This window comes from Sphingobium sp. TomTYG72, assembly GCF_055394715.1.
This window is the reverse complement of sequence record NZ_AP027336.1, coordinates 2157138-2175941: the sequence shown is the minus strand read 5'-3', so window position 1 is coordinate 2175941 and position 18804 is coordinate 2157138. Positions and strand designations below refer to the sequence as shown.

Below are 18804 nucleotides of genomic sequence, written 5' to 3'. Positions count from 1 at the left end.
GGGCAGCGATATGATCTTCGGCACCGCCCGCTGGGAAATCCGAACTGGCGACATTACCCGTTGCGCAACGGACGCGATCGTCAATGCCGCCAATAGTTCCCTGCTGGGGGGAGGCGGCGTGGATGGTGCGATCCATCGAGCGGCAGGGCCTGAACTGCTCGCCGAATGCCGTATGTTGGGCGGCTGTCCAGTAGGGGAGGCACGGATCACGGGCGGCTACAGCCTGCCTGCTGCCCATGTCATTCATACCGTCGGTCCCGTATGGCGGGGCGGGGCTTCGGGCGAAAGCCAGTTGCTCGCCAATTGCTACCGATCATCGCTCGATCTGGCGCGGGAGCATAGCCTCCACAGTATAGCCTTCCCCGCCATCTCCACCGGCATTTATGGCTATCCGAAAGAGCAGGCCTCTCGGGTCGCGGCCCAGGCGGTGCGGGGCCAGCTTGCGGCTTTCCCGTCGGCCTTCGACCTCATCCTGTTCATCTGCTTCGATGACGAGAGCGCGCGTATCTATGCTGAAGCAGTAACGGCGCTGGCCGCCTGAAACATCAATGCCTGAAAAATCAATGAGCGTGATGCCCCTCGGCAAGCGCTTCCAGCACATCGTCCAGCCGCGCAGGATCGCCGATCGCAATAACCTGTCCGTCGCTATCCGCCGTGATGGGGTCGCCCGCCCAATCGCACATCCGCCCGCCTGCGCCTTCCACGACCGGGACGAGCGCGGCGATATCGTGCAGCTTCAACCCGGCTTCGACGACGATATCGACATGGCCCGACGCGATAAGGCCGTAATTATAACAATCGCCGCCCCATACGGTGTCGCGGCACTGACCAGCCAGCCGCGAGAAATGCTCGCCGGTGCAGCCCGGGAAATATTGCGGCCCGGTGCTGGCGACGATCGCTTCTTCAAGCGATCGGCAACTGCGGGCAGTGACGGGTGCGCCGTTGAAGGTCGTGGGCTGGCCCATCATACCTGCCCAGCGCTCTTGTGCGATCGGCTGGTCGATGATGCCGACCGTCGGCCATCCCGCCTCAGTCAGCGCGATAAGCGTGCCAAAGATCGGCCGTCCCGCGATGAAGCTGCGCGTGCCGTCGATCGGGTCAAGGATCCAGACCCGCTCCGCATCTTCGCGTGTCGCTCCATATTCCTCGCCGATAATGCCGTCCTGCGGGCGTTCTTTTTCCAGTATGGCTCGGATCGCTGCTTCCGCCGCCCGATCGGCCTCGGTCACCGGCGATTGGTCCGACTTGAATTCCATGTCGTATCGCGCGCGGAAAAAGGGCCGGATCGCCGCTGCCGCGGCGTCGGCGAGGCGGTGGGCAAGGGTCAGGTCATCGCGGGTCGTCATCGCTCCCGCCTAGCCGGAAAGCGCCTGCTGCGCTAGGCTTGGCCAATCCGGTCCCTGATCGCGATGAAGGAGGGAAAACATGCCTGGCTCCCCACTGATCCCCGGCCTGCGCTATGCCGATGCTCCAGCGGCAATAAACTTCCTGCAAGACGCTTTCGGCTTTGCATTGCACGCCTGTTATGAGGACGAAGCGGACCCCCACATCATCCACCATGCACAGCTCATATTGGGCGACGGCATGGTCATGCTGGGCAGCGCGCGCGACGGCGAGGCCGAGTCGCTCTACAGCTGGACGACACCGCGCGATCTGGGCGGTGTTACAACTTGCATCTATGTAGTGGTGCCGGACGCCGACGCCCACTGCCTCCATGCCCGCAACCAGGGAGCAGTGGTGGTGAACGAGCCGCATGATAATCACGGCTATCCCGGACGAGGCTACGAGGCGCTCGATCTGGAAGGCAACCTCTGGAGCTTCGGCACCTATGATCCTTGGGCTGCCGCCGTTTAAGCTTCCTCAACCCGCGCCGTTTATCGCTTCGTGTCGGAAGGGAATGGCTGTGGCGCTGATCGGGTGGATCTTGAGTTTCGCGGCCTTGCTGGGCGCGCTCGCCCTGCGGCAGGACGCGCCCGTCGGCGGATCAGCCGCCCTTTCCAACATGCTCCTGCTGCTGGCACTGCTCGCCTGCCCAATGCTTTGGCAGGGAAAGCCGCTTGGCATTTCCCGCGCTCAGAGGGTCGTTGGCGGACTAATCCTGCTATTCTGCCTGCCCATAGTGTTGCTGCCAGGCGCCTCATAGAAGTCGCGCGGCGCAACTTCTTGTGCTTAGTCGAACAGGCTGGAAACCGAGCTTTCGTCCGCAATCCGCTTGATCGCTTCGCCCAGAAGCGGGGCAATCGGCAGGTGACGGATGCTCTTGGCGGTGCACACCGCGTCCGTGCCCTGGATCGAATCGGTGATGACCAGTTCCTTGAGTTCCGACGCCTCGACGCGCGCAACCGCGCCACCCGACAGCACGCCATGGCTGACATAGGCTACCACCTCTTCGGCGCCTGCGGCCTTGAGCGCGCTGGCGGCATTGCAGAGGGTGCCCGCCGAATCGACGATGTCGTCGATCAGGACACAGAAGCGGCCCTTCACGTCGCCGATGATGTTCATCACCTCCGATTCGCCCGCGCGCTCGCGGCGCTTGTCCACGATGGCGAGGGGGGCGTTGTCCAGCCGCTTGGCCAGCGCGCGGGCGCGCACCACGCCGCCTACGTCGGGCGACACGACCATCAGGTTACGGTCGCCAAAACGCGCCTGGATATCCGCCGACATCACCGGGGCGCCAAACAGGTTGTCGGTCGGAATGTCGAAAAAGCCCTGAATCTGCCCAGCATGTAGATCGACCGACAGCACGCGGTCAGCACCCGCCGTGGTGATCAGATTCGCCACCAGCTTGGCCGAGATCGGCGTGCGAGGGCCGGGCTTCCGATCCTGCCGGGCATAGCCGAAATAAGGAACCACCGCAGTGATTCGCTTGGCCGACGCGCGCTTCAGCGCATCGATCATGATCAGCAATTCCATGAGATTGTCGTTCGTCGGATAGGCCGTCGACTGAATGACGAACACATCCTCACCACGGACATTCTCGTGAATTTCCACGAAAACTTCCTCATCCGCGAAGCGGCGGACGCTCGCATCGGTCAGCGGGATCTCGATATAATCTGCAATTGCGGCCGCAAGCGGCTTGTTGGAATTGCCGGTCATGAGTTTCATGGCCAAACCCCTGTGACGATTGGATGACGGTGCGCGAAACGCGGCCCCTTTAGCCGCGCTTGCCCTCACTGGAAAGGCGCTTTTGCGCAGGGGGGCAAAATGGACTAGGGCGCGGGCATGACCGACAAACTCGTGATCGCCCTTGCCCAGATGACACAGAGCGTGGGCGACCTGAAGGCCAATGCGGACGCGATGCTGGAATGGCGAGCGCGCGCGACCGGCGCCGACCTCATCGTCTTCCCTGAGCTCCAGTTGATCGGCTATCCGCCCGAAGACCTGGTGTTGAAGCCTGCATTGGTCGATCGCGCCAACCATGAACTGGATCGTCTGGCCCAGGCGACGGCGGACGGCGGCCCGGCCATGCTGGTCGGCACGGTCGTCGCGTCGCAAGGCGTGTTGTTCAATGTTGTCGCCCTGTTGGAAGATGGCGCCGTTACTGCCATCCGCCAAAAGCGCGAGCTGCCCAATTATGGCACGTTCGATGAAAAGCGCCTGTTCGCGCCCGGCCCGCTTCCCGCGCCGATCGACTTCAAAGGCGTGAAGATCGGCGTGCCGATTTGCGAGGACATCTGGTTCCCCTTCGTCACCGCGCACCTTCGGGCCGAAGGTGCGGAGATCCTCATCAGCCCCAATGGCAGCCCGTTCGAAGTCGACAAGGACGACCGCCGCATTAACGCCGTCGCTGGTACGCGCGTGCGTGAAACCGGCCTGCCGCTCGTCTATCTCAACCGCGTCGGCGGGCAGGACGAACTGGTATTCGACGGCGCGTCCTTCGTCATGGGCGCCGACCGCAGCATCGCCCACCAGCTGCCTGACTGGGAGGAAGCGCTCGTCCTCACCCATTGGGAAAAATGGGAGGGCCAGTGGGTCTGCATCCCCGGCGAGCGCCACGAACTCGATAGCCGCCCGGCCGACATCTATAATGCGATGGTGCTTGGCCTGCGCGACTATGTGAACCGCAACGGTTTCCCCGGTGTCGTCCTCGGCCTGTCAGGCGGCATCGATTCGGCGCTCTCGGCAGCGGTGGCCGTGGACGCCCTGGGACCGGAGCGCGTCTGGAGCGTGATGATGCCGTCGCGCTTCACCAGTCAGGACAGCCTGGACGATGCCGTCGAATGCGCCCGCTTGCTCGGCATCCGCTACGACACGATCCCGATCGAGCCTGCCGTGGCGGCCTTCGACACGATGCTGGCCGATGCTTTTGCGGGGCGGCAGCGTGACCTTACCGAAGAAAATCTCCAGTCCCGCATTCGTGGCGTGACGCTGATGGGCCTGTCGAACAAGTTCGGCCATATGCTGCTGACTACCGGGAACAAGAGCGAGATGTCGGTCGGCTACGCCACCATCTATGGCGACATGGCGGGCGGCTATTCGGTGTTGAAGGACGCCTACAAGACCACCGTCTTCGACCTCAGCCGTTGGCGGAACGAGCATGTCTCGTCGCTCGGCCTTGGCCCATCCGGTCCGGTCATGCCCGAACGCGTGATCACCAAGCCGCCAAGCGCGGAATTGCGGGACGATCAGAAGGACGAAGACAGCCTGCCTCCCTATGAGGTGCTGGACCCGATCCTGTACGGCCTGGTGGAGGAGGAGTTGTCAGTCGAGCAGCTTGTCGCGCGCGGTTTCGACAAGGATGTGGTCGCCCGCATCGAACGCCTTCTCTATGTCGCCGAATATAAGCGGCGCCAATCCCCTCCGGGCGTGAAGCTCGGCATGCGCAATTTCGGGCGTGATCGCCGCTATCCGATCACCAACGCTTTCCGGACCCTTTAAGCTCATGACTGTCATCACCCGCTTTGCCCCGTCGCCAACCGGCAACCTTCACGTCGGCAATATCCGCGCCGCGCTGCATAACTGGCTTTGGGCGCGCAAAAGCGGGGGCAAGTTCCTCCTGCGCCTCGACGATACGGACCTTGAGCGCTCCCGCGCGGAATATGCCGACGCGATCCGGGCGGATATGTCTTGGCTCGGCCTGAACTGGGACGGGGAGGAAAAGCAGTCGGATCGCTTCGCCCTGTATGAAAGCCGGTTCGAGCAGTTGAAGGCGTCAGGCCATGTTTATCCGGCCTATGAAACGAGCCAAGAACTGGAGCTGCGCCGAAAGGTCCTGCTCGGCCGGGGACTTCCGCCGGTCTATGACCGCGCCGCCCTGTCGCTGACCGTCGATCAGATTGGCGCCTATGAAGCCGAAGGCCGCACACCCCATTGGCGCTTCAAGCTTGATCATGATCAGCCGATCGTCTGGACCGACCTCATCCGTGGCGATCAGCGCTTCGACCCCAAGCTGCTGTCCGACCCGGTGATCCGCCGCGCCGATGGCAGCTGGCTCTACATGCTCCCATCCGTGATCGACGATGTGGACATGGGCGTAACCCATGTGCTGCGTGGCGAAGATCATGTCTCCAACACGGCGACGCAAATCCAGATGTTCGCCGCTTTGGGGGCCGGGCTCCCCTTCTTCGCGCATGAGGCATTGCTGACCGGGAGCGAAGGCAAGCTCTCCAAGCGCTTGGGCTCGCTAGGCGTCGCCCATTTCCGCGAGATCGGGCTGGAGCCCATGGCTGTTCTATCCCTGCTCGCCCGCCTCGGCACATCACTGCCGGTAGAGCCGTTCACGAATGTCGAGCCGCTGGTCGAAAGCTTCGATTTCGCGCATTTCGGACGAGCGCCCGCCCGTTTCGACGAAGCGGAACTTGCCGCACTCAACCAGAAGATCGTGCATCTTCTGCCCTATGACGCCGTGTCGGGGCGCCTGCCTGCCGGGATGGATGAAGCAGGCTGGAACGCCATCCGACCGAACCTCGAAAATGTTGGGCAAGCCGCCGATTGGTGGCGCATCGTGACTGGCCCGGTCGAAGCGCCTGCGCCCGATGACGAGGATGATCGCACCTTCCTCGCAACTGCTCGGGAAATGCTGCTAGATTTGAACTTCGGACCCGACATCTGGCCCGCGCTCACCGGTGCGCTCAAGGATCGGACGGGGCGAAAGGGCAAGGCGCTGTTCCTGCCGCTCCGCCGCGCGCTGACCGGCCTCGACCATGGTCCCGACATGGCGCAACTCTTGCCGTTGATCGGCAGGGATGAGGCGCTTCGGCGCCTTGCGTGATGCTGGCCGTAGTTTTTGAAGCGGCACCATCTCCTACCGTTCGCCCTGAGCCTGTCGAAGGGCTTTACTTCTTTTAAGAAAAAGAGGGCTTCGACAAGCTCAGCCCGAACGGGTGGAGTGGTTCAGATTGAAGACATTATAATTGGAAGCTGCGCCCTAGCCATATTCGTGCCCCAACGCCTCCAATGCCTTGCCCACAGCCAATATGCCTTCGGGCGCGACAGCAAAGCCCATATGGGTACAATCCACCTCAATGGCCCTGTCGCGCTCGCCGTGCCTGCCCTTTGCGCATTCCGGCACGATAACCCCGTCGCGCCGCGACCATAGGGCAATGGTGGGGACCTGCGGCTTTACCTCCCGACTGCAGGCAAAAGGCGGGCAATCGACAGGATGACCCGCCACCAATTGGTATAGCCGCCAAGCATGATTGGCGCGGGGATCGCCTGAAAAAGGCGTGCCCATGGTGATGACGCCAGCAACTTTCTCCTGCGCGACCTTGGCATATTCTCGTGCGAACAGCCCTCCCAGGCTCCAGCCCACCAGAGTCACTGGTGCATCGGCCTCCCTGCGAATCCTCTCCACTCGCCGGTCGATCTGCTCGAGCGTGTCTGGCCGGGGACCCAGATTGCGTCCCATGTCCCAGCTGTGAGCGCTATATCCCGCAGCCTGAAGGATCGTGCGCATCATCTCCATCCGCTGCTCTGAAGCGAGCAGGCCTGGGATCAGCAGGATGTGGCGCCCATCGCCCTTTATCGCTCGCGATAAGGCACCGGCTCGGGCACGGCTGCGCGCCAGATCGATCGGCATGGACGCGTTGCCCAGCAGATGCCGCAGGGAAGGCCGCACTGCATCACCAGGATGCTGCGCTACGCGGCCCTTCCAGAAGCTGGTGATCGAATCGACATAAGGCGGCACGAGAAAACAGTCTCCAAGGCCCGAAGGCGAAAGATGACATTCTCATGACAAATGCGCCGCGCGTCCAATGGTTTCGCGCGGCTGTCTCAACGGCTGGTCGATTATGACAGGCAGTTCAGGGCGCGAGGGGAGAGGTTTGGGTGACTGGCCCACCACTGACGCCGTGTAGCTGGCGCGGTTCCAATATGGCTGCGGTTTCGATCAGGTCGAGCGCCCGCCGTGCTTCGATATAGCGGCGGGCGAACTGCATCCACCTGTCGGCGGCCGCCCTGCCGGGCATTTTCTCCACCTCCGCAAGAGCAGGACCTACCCGCCCCGCATCGACATAGCGCAGTGCCCGTTCCATCGCAGCCTCCGGACGCGGAGAGGGTGTGGACGTCCGCCTGATGGTGACAAGTTCGCGGGCCTCATGCTCCACCGATTCCCACCAGCTCGTCTGCGGCCCGGGCGTCGTCAATTGATCGGCGACGCCGGAAAGTCCGGCGCGCAGGTCGGCAATCGTGACCGGCTCGCGCGCCGCATTGATGATCGTTGCCACGGCGCGCGGCTGCGCCTGGCCAAAGCGCAACCTCAACTGCCCTTCGATATAGCCGAGAGGCATCCCGCTATCGAGCGCACGGCGCGCGGCGAAGGCGACCAGCAGTCCCTCGGCGCGGGCTGCATTTCCGGATGCTGCCTGAGCCTCTACGGTTATGCGATTGAGCCGATCTTCCAGCTGTACCACCCTGCCGTCCAGCATCTGCGCCGCGTCTGCGGACAGTGGGCGTAGGGCGACGCCGGGGCGCAAATAGGGGTCGGTGGCAGCGACCGGCGGTTGCGCGCGATCTTTCCAGCGGCCCTGAAAATACAGCATCGTAGCCATGGCAAGCGCAACGCCGATGACAAAGGCAAGCAACAGGGAAGCGAAGATCGGCCAGGAACTCCGTTTGCGCGGAGGAACCGGCGCAATCGCCGTGACGCTTGTCGCGCCGCCTTCTTCGCTCATTGAGGACCTTTCTTCCATCTTGGCGCGATCATTCGCACAATCGTGCCGCGAGAGCCAGCATCCTCTCGTCATCGGGCCTGTCGGGCGCTTCGCCGCTGGCCCAGCCGGGTCCGCAGGCTGAAAGAGCTGCCGGGCTGATGGCAATGACATGGAAGTCGCCCCGCTGCTCCGGGGCGATCATTTCTGCAAGCTTGGCGCCCGCGCGCGGGGAATGAACCAGCAATATCGCCCCCGGTTCCAGCTGAGGATCAAGCTGTGCCGGTGGCCGGGCGCCGATTGTGTAGACGGCCACCCGCTCGATACGCAACTGCCCCGCCTCTATCGGTGCGAGGGTCGTGCCTCCCAGATGCAGCACCCGCCGGTGCCCGTCCGCCGCCATTCGCGCCGCGATGGCGCTGCCGTCCTGATCGCCGATGACCACATTTGCAAAACCATGCTCTGCCATCGCCTGGGCGGTAGCGCTGCCGACCGCATAGGCGGGCAGCGCCTGGTAGCGGACAAGCTGCGATCCGCCGAGCCGCGCCGCCTGCGCGCTGGTCATCAATAGCGCATCGAACCGCTCGGGTGGAGGGGCGTTCCAGCCGATCGGCCGTGCCTCGAACAATGGGCAAAGCCGGGGTTGGAGGCCCAGCTTCCTTGCCCGCGCAGCCGTCTCGCTCGCACCCGGTTCTGGCCGCAGGATGATGACCGGCCTCACGCCTCGAACAGAGCGCGCAGTTCCGCGCTGGCACGGTCGAGCAGGGAGCGTCCCAGCGCCTCCGCCGCGCTGACATCGCCGCGTGCGATGACCCTTATGTCATCGACCCGCTCGCGCCCGTCAGCGCTCAATATCTCGGCTGCGAGGCGGATCTTCCCATTCTCCAGCCGCCCCAGAGCCGCGATGGGCGAATGGCATGTCCCGCCCAGCCCTTTGAGGACCGCTCGTTCGGCCATCACGCAATCGAACGTGTCGCTATCGTTGATCCCGGCCAGCAGCTCCCGCATTTTGGCGTTTTCGCTCAATGTCTCAATGCCCACTGCGCCCTGCGATGGCGCTGGCAGCATGACGTCAAGCGGGATGCATGTCCCGACGTCCGGCTGCCCCAGCCGGTCGAGCCCCGCCGACGCAAGCAAGGTCGCATGCACCTCCCCAGCCGCCAGCTTCGCCAGCCGCGTCGCGACATTCCCCCTGAAGAGCACGACCTGCGCGTCAGGCCGCAGCCGCTTGACCTGCGCCGCCCGCCTGGGGGAACTTGATCCCACCACCGGCTTCTCGGGCAGGGCCGCAAAGCTTTCCGCGCCGACCAGCCGATCCCGAACATCCGCGCGGGGCAGCATGGCCGCAACCATGATTTCCGCAGGCCGGATAGTCTCCACATCCTTCATGGAATGGACGGCAAAGTCGATCTGACCTTCCACCAGCGCCCGATCCAGTTCCTTCGTCCACAGCGCCTTGCCGCCGATTTCCGCCAACGCCCGGTCCTGAATCCGGTCACCGCTCGTCTGGACAATCACGGTCTCGATCGCGTCCGTTCCCCAGCCATGCCGCGCGCACAGCGCCTCGGCGGTCATGCGCGCTTGCGCCAGTGCAAGCGGCGAACCTCGCGTACCAAGACGGAGCGGGCGATCAGGCGTGAAAGATTGCGATGTCATATGCCGCTTGCTCTAATATCCACGGCCATTAGATGGAAGCAGCAATGACGATCATCCTCGGCCTGGAATCTAGCTGCGACGAAACTGCGGCAGCGTTGGTGACGGCTGAGGGGAAGATACTCGCCCACCGTCTCGCCACGCAGGAGGAGGCGCACCGCCCCTATGGCGGCGTCGTGCCTGAGATAGCGGCCCGCGCCCACGTCGAGGCATTGGCTCCCCTGATCGAAGCGGCACTTGCCGACGCAGATTTGACCCTGGATCAGGTTGACGTGATCGCCGCGACGGCAGGCCCCGGATTGATCGGCGGCGTGATGGTCGGGCTGGTTACCGGCAAGGCGCTCGCCCATGCCGTCAACAAGCCGCTGGTCGCCGTCAATCATCTCGAAGGCCATGCCCTGTCGCCCCGGCTTGCCGATCCGACGCTGCAATTCCCATATCTGCTGCTGCTGGTTTCCGGCGGGCATTGCCAGCTGCTCCATGTTCGTGGGCCTGGCGATTATGCCCGCCTTGCCACCACGATTGACGACGCCAGCGGCGAGGCTTTTGACAAGACCGCCAAGCTGCTTGGCCTCGGCTACCCCGGAGGTCCGGCGGTCGAGCGGGCTGCGGCAAGGGGCAATCCTAAGGCCGTTCCCCTACCGCGTCCGCTCGTCGGAACGACCGAGCCGCATTTCTCCTTCGCCGGTCTCAAGAGCGCGGTAATGCGCGCCGCGCAATCGGGACAATATTCGACCGAAGACATCGCCGCGAGCTTTCAGCAGGCAGTGATAGATTGCCTCGTCGATCGGACTGAAAAGCAGCTTGCTGCGCTGGGCGGGATAACCGCCCTGGTCGTTGCGGGTGGGGTTGCCGCCAACGAGTCAATCCGGGCAGCACTCCAGGCGCTGGCCGCGCGGCATGATCTACCTTTTGTCGCGCCACCGCTTTGGCTTTGCACGGACAATGCCGCGATGATCGCCTGGGCCGGCGCGGAACGCTATGCAGCGGGGCTCGTCGATGATCTTACCGTTCCAGCTCGGCCGCGCTGGCCGCTGGATCCGGATGCCGAAAAAGCGCGCGGGGCAGGAGTGAAGGCATGAAGGCGGGTGTCATAGGAGCGGGCGCCTGGGGCACGGCCCTGGCGCAAACCCTTTCGTCGCAAGGTGAGGATGTTCGTCTATGGGCGCTTGAGCCGGACGTCGTCAGCGCCGTAAACCAGGATCATCTCAATCCCCTTTATCTTCCCGGGATTCCCCTTAATCCAGCCGTGCAGGCGACGGGGGACATGGCGGACATGGCTGACCGGGAACTGCTGCTGATCGTCAGCCCGGCTCAGCACCTGCGCGCTGTCGTGGCGGGACTTCCTGCCGGTATCCCACTCATCCTGTGTTCGAAGGGGATCGAAGCTGGCTCCGGCCTGCTCATGTCGGAAGTCGCCAAGAAGGCCCAGCCCAGTTCGCCGATCGGCGTTTTGTCAGGCCCGACCTTCGCGCATGAAGTCGCGCGGGGGCTTCCCACCGCCGTCACCTTGGCTTGCGATGATGCCCAGCTTGCCGGGCGTATCGCGGCACGTGTCGCCCGCCCCGCCTTTCGTCCCTACCTGTCCGATGACATCGTGGGCGCGGAGATTGGCGGCGCCGTCAAAAATGTGCTCGCCATCGCTTGCGGCGTTGCAGACGGAGCGGGCCTTGGCCTGAATGCCCGCGCATCGCTCATCAGCCGAGGTTTTGCCGAAATGACGCGTTTTGGCCTCGCGCGCGGCGCTCGCGCTGAAACGCTATCAGGCTTGTCAGGTTTGGGCGACCTTGTCCTCACCTGTTCCTCGACCAACTCCCGCAATTTCTCGCTGGGCAAGGGGCTCGGCGAAGGCCGATCGGCTGCCGAACTGCTTGCCAATCGTCGCACCGTTGCCGAGGGCGCCTTTACCGCGCCAGTGCTGCGCGAGGCGGCGCGCGCGGCATCCGTCGAGATGCCGGTGGTCGAAGCTGTCTGTGCCTTGCTGGAAGACGCAGCCCCTCTGGGCGAAGTCATCGACGCGCTGCTCGCCCGTCCCCTGCGTCCCGAATAAACCCGTCGCCCTGCGATCATTTATTGTTTACCATCCGGCACCAGAGAATATGACGCGACAGGGGGAACCACTTTCTTTGCCGGCTGAGCAGGCTTCCTCCGCGCAACAGGATGACATCGCGGCGCTTGCCAAAGGTGGCCGGACGAACATCTTCGGCTTTCTTCTGCGCCTGGCCGCTCGCCTCCCTTTCCTTTTCATCGCCGGTCGCTGGTACGGCGCCGATGCGTTAGGCCGTTTTGCCTATGCCGTCCTTGTCGTCGAATTCATCGCGCAACTGGCGACGCTCGGGCTGAAGCGCGGTCTGGCTGGCGCGCTGGCTCAGACCGAGCGCCCGCACAGCCATGTCGTCACGGACGCGATGCTTGTGACGCTGATCGCTGCCTCGATCGGCAGCGGCCTACTGGTTGCCTTCCCTCAAGCGATGTTCCCGAACAGCGGCATCAATGGCCTTGACCGCTTGCTCGCGCTCATCGTGATCGCCGTCGCGGGGTCCGACGTTGCGCTCGCCGCCTGTGCCTATCGCTTCGACATTGGGGCAACAGTTCGCGCCAGGTCCATCATAGAACCCTGGGCTATCAGCATTGGCGCCTTCGCCTTCGCATTCTACTCCACGCGCGATGGCCTGATCCTCTCCTACGTCGTTTCCATGATCGCGGCGTTCGTCGCCTCCATCATCCCCATGACTCGCCACTATGGCATACCCTATGGATGGCGCCCCGACTTCGGCAGGCTTTGGCGCCTCGCGCGCCGCAACTTGCCGCTCGCCGCCGCCGATGGCGTGGAATGGGGATCGCGTCGCCTCGACCTCGCCATTCTGGGCCTGTTCGTCAGTCCCGCGATTGTCGGTGTCTACTATGTGGCGCAGCAGGTCGCCTCATTGCCGCAAAAGCTGAAAACCAGCTTCGATCCCATTCTGGGGCCGGTCATCACCCGCAACCTTGCCGAGGGCAATCTTGCCGCCATTGCGCGGCAGGTCAGTCAGGTGGGCTTCTGGATCATCGCTGCGCAGGCGGGTATTGCCCTTGCGCTTGGCATACCCGGCGAGGCGGTGATGGGACTTGTCGGGCCGCATTTCGTTGGCGGCACTGGAGCCTTGGCCTTTCTCCTGCTGGCGGAGGTCGTCGCGGCCACTGCCGTGGTCAGCGAATCCGCGCTGGTATATATCGCTCGCCACCGCAATCTGATGATCTCGCTGTTCATGATCGGATTGCAGGCCGCGCTCAGCTTTGGGCTCATATTGCTGGCGCGCCGATTTGATCTGTCTCCGATGGCGATAGCAGCGGCACCGGCTCTGGCGCTCACCATCGCGCTGGGGGTCGGCGCGCTGGTGAAGGCGCGCCTTTTGTCTCATCTGTTGAAGGCCAAGGTAAATGCCTGGCGCTGGCCATTGCTCAGCGCATGTGGCGCTGCCTGTATCGTGGGGGCGGCCTTCGTCGCTCTGCCGCCCGCACTGGAATGGATCGAACTTGTTTTCGGTGTGGGGACGATTCTGGCGGTCTACGGCTTTGTCATTTGGCGCTGGGGCTTCGGCCCCGATGACCGGGCCTTGTTTCGGCGCCAGAAAGCCGCCTGACCCAAATAGAGCTTAGGCGGCTTAGATTTCCCCGGTCGACGTGGGGGAGCGTTCCGCCGTCTTACCGCCCCAGCTTCGCCCGGATCAGCTTCAGGTCCTGCTCGGGCCGCGCCCCCCAATGGGAAATCACTTCGGCTGCGGCTGCTGCGCCCAGTTCGAGGCAGTGATGCACGTCCAGTTCCTCGATATGACCGGCAAGGAATCCTGCGGCGAACAGGTCGCCCGCACCCGTGGTGTCGATCACCTGTGCAACAGGCGCCGCGGGCACCTCATAGCGAACGCCGTCCACCACAGCGATCGCGCCCTTTTCGCTGCGCGTCGATATCAGCACTGGCACGCGTCCAGCGAATGACGCCACCGCTTTGTCAAAATCATCGATCTGCGCCAGCGACTGAATTTCATGCTCGTTGGAAAAGAGGATGTCGATCAACCCTTGGTCGATGAGTTGCACGAAATCATCCCGATGCCGCTCAATGACGAAGCCATCGGACAAGGTGAAGGCAACCTTACGGCCCGCCCCTTTCGCGGCATCGATCGCGGCGCGCATGGCAGCACGCGGCTGTTCAGGATCCCACAAATAGCCTTCCAGATAGAGGATCGACGCCGAACGGATCAGGTCGAGATCAAGCGCTGATTCCGGCAGAAACTGCGATGCGCCCAGAAAGGTGTTCATCGTGCGTTGAGCGTCCGGCGTCACCAGGATCAGGCAGCGCGCGGTGGGCACCTCGCCCCCCACCGCTGGCGTGTCATAGCGGATACCGAGGGCGCGCACATCATGGGTGAACACATCGCCCAACTGGTCGTCGCGCACCTGCCCGATGAAGGCGCAGCGCTTGCCCAGTGCCGCGAGGCCAGCCAGCGTGTTCGCCGCTGATCCGCCGCTGACCTCTTTACCCGCGCCCATATCGGCATAGAGCGCCTCGGCCGTCTCCGCGTCGATCAACTGCATGCCGCCCTTGGTCAGCGCATGTTCGGCAAGGAACGCGTCATCGCTGGGAGCAAGCACGTCGACAATAGCATTGCCGATCGCGACAACATCTAGCGAGGGGGCAGCAGCAGCGGTCACGCGATATCCTTACTCAAAGGCTCAAAATCGCGCCGTGTCTATCGAGCCGCGCTGCTGCGTGCAACGTTGCAGATTGACCATGCGTGCAGAGCGCGGAATAGCGTGCCTAATGGTGATCGCCCCCGCCCTTCGTGCCTTTCCCGTCATCTTCCATCGGGCTGCTCTGCGCCTGTTGGCCAAGACCCTCATGTTGACGCTGCTGATTTTCGCGCTGGCCGGATTGGGTCTTTGGACAGCAGTCCACGCAATGCGCGCATATTTCGGCTGGAGTGGAGGTGGCCTGGCGGAAGCCGCTGTGACGGCTATGAGCCTCGCCGCGCTTGCATGGCTACTCTTCCGGACCATCGCCATGGCAGTCATGAACCTGTTCGCCGACGACATCGTGGCTGCGGTCGAACGGGACAGCTATCCCGCCGCCGCAGCCGCCGCGCGGCCTCTGGGCTTAACGCCCAGCTTGCGGCTTGCCCTCGCTTCGGCCGCGCGAACGGCGGGCTGGAACTTGCTGGCGCTGCCCGTCTACCTTCTTCTTCTGGTCACCGGCGTCGGCACGGTCCTGCTCTTCCTGGCGCTTAACGCCTATCTCCTCGGTCGCGACCTCAGCGATATGGTGGAACAGCGGCATCCGGGGCTTTTGCCGATCCCCCGCCTCGACCGGTGGCTCATGGGCCTCGTTTCGGCGCTTCTGTTCCTCATTCCCTTCATCAACTTGCTTGCGCCCGTTTGGAGCGCGGCTATGGCGGTGCACATGCTGCATGGCGTCCGGAACAAGTCACGATGAAAGCCCCCCAACATATCCTTTCGGTCTTGCTTGCGCTGCCACTGGCAGCTTGCGGCGGGTCGATTGTGCCGCCTGCGCCGATGCGCTCGTCTCCAGTTGGTCCGCCCGCCAGCGCCTTCATGAAATCGGGTCCGCTCATGGGAATGGACGCGCGCCACCTTGTCCAGCAATTCGGTACGCCTCGGCTTGATATCCGGGAAAGCAGCATGCGTAAGCTCCAGTTCGCTAACGGGCGCTGCGTCCTGGACGCCTATCTTTATGCACCGGCTCGCGGCAAGGAGCCTGTCGTCACCCATGTCGACGCCCGCACCCCCGCCGGCATCGATACGGATCCGGGCGCCTGCGCTTCAGCGCTGGGGCGGTAGGTCACGACGCCGACAGCCGTTCCACGGCCCACGCCGCCGCTTCCGCCACGACAGGATCGTCATCGCTCAGCAATGGGTGCAATCGCGCCAGCAGGCCGGGGTTCCCGCTGTTCCCTGCCGCTATCGCCGCGTTGCGGACCATCCGGTTGCGCCCGATCCGCTTGATCGGCGAACCTGAGAAAACCTCCCGAAACGCCGCGTCATCCAAAGCCAGCAGGTCGCCAATTTCAGGCGCCGCCAGTTCGGCCCGTCCGATAAACGCCCCGTTTGCCGCTGCCGCATCAGCGAACTTGTTCCACGGACACACCGCCAGACAATCGTCGCAGCCGTAGATGCGATTGCCGATCTTCTCGCGAAACTCGGGCGGGATCGGCCCCTTATGTTCGATGGTCAGGTAAGAGATGCACCGCCGCGCATCCACGACATAGGGGGCGGGAAATGCATCGGTGGGACAGGCCGACTGGCAGGCCGTGCAACTGCCGCAATGATCTGCTTCGGGCTGGTCGGGTTCCAGGGCCAGCTCGCTATAGATCGCGCCCAGGAACAGCCAGCTGCCGTGCGCCCGGCTGACGAGATTGCTGTGCTTCCCCTGCCAGCCCAGACCCGCCGCCGCCGCCAGCGGCTTTTCCATCACCGGCGCGGTGTCCACGAAGACCTTAAGCGCGCTCGCCTGCTCCTCGACCAGCCAGCGAGCAAGGCTCTTCAAACCCCTTTTCACGACGTCATGATAGTCGCGCCCCTGTGCGTACACGGAAATGCGTCCACGATCCCCTTCCTCCGCCAGCGCCAGCGGGTCGCGGCCCGGAGCATAGCTCATCCCTAGCATGATGACGCTGCGTACGTCGGGCCACAGCGCGTTTGGCGAACCGCGCTGTTCGGCGCGCTCCTCCATCCACAGCATCTCGCCATGGCACCCATCATTCAGCCATTGGCGCAGCCGCCGCCCGGCCTCAGGCGCGGCGTCCGCGCGCGCGATGGCGCATGCGGCAAAGCCCAGCTGCTGCGCTTGCGCCTTCAGGCGCTGTTCCAAGGTTTCGGTTTGCGTTGGCATGCTGTGCGACTATCAGGAGTGGATGATCCGTAACAATCCGGCTCCCCCTTCGGCCTATGCCGTCGAAGGCCATGCTCTTGTCAAGACATTCGGCAAATTCCGGGCAGTCGATGGCATCGACCTCGCCGTTCCCACGGGCTCCATTTACGGCATTCTCGGCCCTAACGGCGCGGGCAAGACGACTTTGCTCCGCACGCTGCTCGGCATCATCGATCCCGACGAAGGCTCTCGCCGATTGCTGGGGGATGAAGTCCCGCTTCGTCAGGCGCGGGCCATCGGCTATCTGCCCGAGGAGCGGGGACTCTACCCCTCGATGAAGGCGGCGGAAGCGATCGCATTCATGGGTGCACTGCGTGGGCTGCCGCTAAAAACGGGGCGGCAGCGCGCACGAGAAATGCTTGCCGAACATGGCATGGGCAGCTCGATCGACAAGCCGATCCGTCAACTGTCGAAGGGCATGGCGCAGACCGTTCAGCTATTCGGCACGATCATCCATGAACCTCGGCTGATAGTTCTCGATGAACCGTTCTCCGGGCTCGACGCGATCAATCAGGGCAAGCTGGAGCTTTTGATCCGCGATCAGGCGCGGCGGGGCGTCACCATTCTCTTTTCCACCCACGTCATCGCGCATGCCGAACGCCTCTGTGAACGCATCGCCATCGTCGCGGGCGGCCGCATCAGGTTCGAAGGATCAGTGGGTGAGGCGCGCGACAAGCTGCGACCGCAGGTTCGCCTGAGGACCCGCGCAAGCGATGGCAGCTGGCGCCGTGCCTTGCCTGCTGAAACGCTGGCGGCCGATGGCGCATGGCATTTTGATCTGCCGGATGAGGGGATCGAACCGCTGCTCCGTGCTTTGCTTGACGGGCAGGCGGGCATCGAAAGTCTCTCGATCGAACGGCCCGGCCTGCATGACGCATTCGTCTCCATCGCGGGTGCCGCCGCTGCCCAGCAGATGCAGGATGCGGAAGAGGAGGCCGCCTGATGAGCGAAGTTCTGCGCGCGGCTCTGGTTATCGCCCGCCGCGATTTTTCCGCCGTTATCTTTTCAAAGACCTTCATCCTGTTCCTGCTCGGCCCCTTGTTCCCGGTCGTGATCGGCATGGCATTTGGCGGCCTGGGTGAAAAGATCACGACTGAAAGCCTGCGCCCCACCGTCGGCATCGCCATGGCGAAGGAAGATGCGGTGCGCATGGAACGTGCCCATGAGGTTCTGGCCGCCCGATTGGGGGCGGACAACCTTCCTCGCCTGCAACGCGCGCCCAAGGGAGCGCCGCGCGCCTTGCTTATGCGACGCGACGCCCGCTTCATCGCCATCGTGTCGGGCACGATTACCCATCCTGTGCTCACCGGCAAAGCCGACGATCTCGCCATGCTGGAAGGCGATATCAGCCTGCTCGCTAGCGCGGCCGTCGCTGGCGAGAGCCTGCCTCATGTACGGATCGAGAAGCAGCTTGTTACAGCCAGCGCGGGCGCCGAGGCGCAATCGCGACTGTTGACGGGCCGGGCCGCGCAAGTCCTGATATTCCTGCTCACTATGCTTCTCGCGGGCATGGTTCTGTCCAACCTTGTGGAGGAAAAAACCAACAAGGTGATCGAAATCCTCGCTGCCGCCGTCCCGATCGACTCCGTTTTCCTGGGCAAGCTCATCGCCATGCTCGGTATGAGCTTCGTCGGCATCGGCTTCTGGGGGGCGGGGGTCGTCCTGGGCGTCCGGATTTTCGCAGGTCCTAACATTGCGCCGCCTACCCCTGCCGTCGGATGGCCCATGTTCCTGCTGCTTGGCGGCGTCTATTTCACCATGGCCTATGCTTTGCTGGGCTCGTTATTCCTGGGCATCGGCGCACAGGCCGCAACCGTGCGGGAGGTGCAGACGCTCAACATGCCCGTCACCATGGCGCAGATGGGCGTCTTCTTCTTCGCGACCTACGCGGTCGATCATATGGGCTCCGCTCCAGAGATTGCCGCGATCATCTTCCCCTTCTCCTCACCATTCGCGATGATCGCACGGGCGGCTCAGGACACGGCGCTGTGGCCCCATATTCTTGCTATCATCTGGCAGGCGATTTGGGTTGCCGCCATCATCCGTCTGGGCGTCTGGCTGTTCCGCCGACATGTGCTTAAATCAGGTCAGGGCAGCAGCCGGAAATGGTTCAGGCGGCGCTCAGCCTCGATCGGCTAGGCA

Annotated in this window: 20 protein-coding genes; 12 read left to right on the top strand and 8 right to left on the bottom strand. The window is 63.7% G+C overall.

The window, feature by feature from the left end; translation table 11 throughout:
• Positions 1–10: 10 nt before the first annotated feature.
• Complete coding sequence (locus ACZ5U1_RS10820; RefSeq protein WP_464778407.1) at positions 11–541, top strand: O-acetyl-ADP-ribose deacetylase; 531 nt, start codon at positions 11–13, stop codon at positions 539–541.
• Positions 542–560: 19 nt separating this feature from the next.
• On the opposite strand, the gene hisN is transcribed toward ACZ5U1_RS10820, so the two are convergent.
• Positions 561–1346, bottom strand: a complete 786-nt coding sequence (hisN, locus tag ACZ5U1_RS10815; protein ID WP_464778406.1) for a histidinol-phosphatase — start codon at positions 1344–1346, stop codon at positions 561–563.
• 79 nt (positions 1347–1425) lie between these two features.
• Between hisN and ACZ5U1_RS10810 the strand changes: the two genes are divergently transcribed.
• Complete coding sequence (locus ACZ5U1_RS10810; protein WP_464778405.1) at positions 1426–1854, top strand: VOC family protein; 429 nt, start codon at positions 1426–1428, stop codon at positions 1852–1854.
• A gap of 43 nt (positions 1855–1897) precedes the next feature.
• Positions 1898–2143: a hypothetical protein gene (locus tag ACZ5U1_RS10805; protein WP_464778404.1), complete on the top strand. Its 246-nt coding sequence runs from the start codon at positions 1898–1900 to the stop codon at positions 2141–2143.
• 26 nt (positions 2144–2169) lie between these two features.
• Here ACZ5U1_RS10805 and ACZ5U1_RS10800 read toward each other — a convergent pair whose 3' ends face one another.
• Positions 2170–3105: a ribose-phosphate pyrophosphokinase gene (locus ACZ5U1_RS10800; protein ID WP_464778403.1), complete on the bottom strand. Its 936-nt coding sequence runs from the start codon at positions 3103–3105 to the stop codon at positions 2170–2172.
• A gap of 117 nt (positions 3106–3222) precedes the next feature.
• Here ACZ5U1_RS10800 and ACZ5U1_RS10795 point away from each other — a divergent pair, with 117 nt between their 5' ends.
• Both ACZ5U1_RS10795 and gltX read left to right on the top strand, forming a co-directional pair.
• Positions 3223–4878: an NAD+ synthase gene (locus tag ACZ5U1_RS10795; protein ID WP_464778402.1), complete on the top strand. Its 1656-nt coding sequence runs from the start codon at positions 3223–3225 to the stop codon at positions 4876–4878.
• A 4-nt stretch (positions 4879–4882) separates the two neighbouring features.
• Positions 4883–6211 carry a glutamate--tRNA ligase gene (gene gltX / locus ACZ5U1_RS10790; RefSeq protein ID WP_464778401.1) on the top strand — a complete coding sequence of 443 codons (1329 nt, stop codon included), beginning with the start codon at positions 4883–4885 and terminating at the stop codon, positions 6209–6211.
• 156 nt (positions 6212–6367) lie between these two features.
• Here gltX and ACZ5U1_RS10785 read toward each other — a convergent pair whose 3' ends face one another.
• The 4 genes from ACZ5U1_RS10785 to hemC all read right to left on the bottom strand — a co-directional run bounded on the left by ACZ5U1_RS10785 (position 6368) and on the right by hemC (position 9743).
• Entirely contained in the window at positions 6368–7126 is a 759-nt protein-coding gene (locus tag ACZ5U1_RS10785; RefSeq protein WP_464778400.1) for an esterase/lipase family protein, read from the bottom strand.
• A gap of 115 nt (positions 7127–7241) precedes the next feature.
• Entirely contained in the window at positions 7242–8129 is an 888-nt protein-coding gene (locus ACZ5U1_RS10780; protein WP_464778399.1) for a hypothetical protein, read from the bottom strand.
• Positions 8130–8139: 10 nt separating this feature from the next.
• The gene (locus ACZ5U1_RS10775; RefSeq protein ID WP_464778398.1) at positions 8140–8808 is read right to left on the bottom strand and encodes a uroporphyrinogen-III synthase; all 669 of its coding nucleotides are present in this window, start codon (positions 8806–8808) and stop codon (positions 8140–8142) included.
• The gene (hemC, locus tag ACZ5U1_RS10770; protein ID WP_464778397.1) at positions 8805–9743 is read right to left on the bottom strand and encodes a hydroxymethylbilane synthase; all 939 of its coding nucleotides are present in this window, start codon (positions 9741–9743) and stop codon (positions 8805–8807) included. The genes ACZ5U1_RS10775 and hemC overlap by 4 nt, the downstream gene beginning before the upstream one ends.
• Positions 9744–9787: 44 nt before the next feature.
• On the opposite strand from hemC, the gene tsaD reads away from it, so the two are divergent.
• Genes tsaD through ACZ5U1_RS10755 form a run of 3 tightly spaced genes read left to right on the top strand, consistent with a single transcriptional unit; the run spans position 9788 to position 13363 of the window.
• Positions 9788–10822, top strand: a complete 1035-nt coding sequence (gene tsaD, locus ACZ5U1_RS10765) for a tRNA (adenosine(37)-N6)-threonylcarbamoyltransferase complex transferase subunit TsaD (protein ID WP_464778396.1) — start codon at positions 9788–9790, stop codon at positions 10820–10822.
• Positions 10819–11790, top strand: coding sequence for an NAD(P)H-dependent glycerol-3-phosphate dehydrogenase (locus tag ACZ5U1_RS10760; protein WP_464778395.1), 972 nt, complete (start codon positions 10819–10821; stop codon positions 11788–11790). Before tsaD ends, ACZ5U1_RS10760 begins: the two co-directional genes overlap by 4 nt.
• Positions 11791–11839: 49 nt before the next feature.
• On the top strand, positions 11840–13363 hold the full coding sequence (locus tag ACZ5U1_RS10755; protein ID WP_464778394.1) for a lipopolysaccharide biosynthesis protein: 1524 nt from the start codon (positions 11840–11842) through the stop codon (positions 13361–13363).
• 61 nt (positions 13364–13424) lie between these two features.
• Here ACZ5U1_RS10755 and ACZ5U1_RS10750 read toward each other — a convergent pair whose 3' ends face one another.
• Positions 13425–14429, bottom strand: coding sequence for an adenosine kinase (locus ACZ5U1_RS10750; RefSeq protein ID WP_464778393.1), 1005 nt, complete (start codon positions 14427–14429; stop codon positions 13425–13427).
• A gap of 109 nt (positions 14430–14538) precedes the next feature.
• Here ACZ5U1_RS10750 and ACZ5U1_RS10745 point away from each other — a divergent pair, with 109 nt between their 5' ends.
• Both ACZ5U1_RS10745 and ACZ5U1_RS10740 read left to right on the top strand, forming a co-directional pair.
• The gene (locus tag ACZ5U1_RS10745) at positions 14539–15207 is read left to right on the top strand and encodes an EI24 domain-containing protein (protein WP_464778392.1); all 669 of its coding nucleotides are present in this window, start codon (positions 14539–14541) and stop codon (positions 15205–15207) included.
• A gap of 206 nt (positions 15208–15413) precedes the next feature.
• Positions 15414–15572 (top strand): hypothetical protein, encoded by a 159-nt coding sequence (locus ACZ5U1_RS10740; protein WP_464778391.1) that lies wholly within the window; start codon positions 15414–15416, stop codon positions 15570–15572.
• Position 15573: 1 nt separating this feature from the next.
• Here ACZ5U1_RS10740 and queG read toward each other — a convergent pair whose 3' ends face one another.
• Positions 15574–16623 carry a tRNA epoxyqueuosine(34) reductase QueG gene (queG, locus tag ACZ5U1_RS10735; protein ID WP_464778390.1) on the bottom strand — a complete coding sequence of 350 codons (1050 nt, stop codon included), beginning with the start codon at positions 16621–16623 and terminating at the stop codon, positions 15574–15576.
• Between the two features lie 22 nt (positions 16624–16645).
• Here queG and ACZ5U1_RS10730 point away from each other — a divergent pair, with 22 nt between their 5' ends.
• Together ACZ5U1_RS10730 and ACZ5U1_RS10725 are read left to right on the top strand one after the other, a co-directional pair.
• Positions 16646–17605 (top strand): ABC transporter ATP-binding protein, encoded by a 960-nt coding sequence (locus ACZ5U1_RS10730; RefSeq protein ID WP_464778389.1) that lies wholly within the window; start codon positions 16646–16648, stop codon positions 17603–17605.
• Entirely contained in the window at positions 17605–18801 is a 1197-nt protein-coding gene (locus tag ACZ5U1_RS10725; RefSeq protein WP_464778388.1) for an ABC transporter permease, read from the top strand. The genes ACZ5U1_RS10730 and ACZ5U1_RS10725 overlap by 1 nt, the downstream gene beginning before the upstream one ends.
• Positions 18802–18804 lie beyond the last annotated feature (3 nt).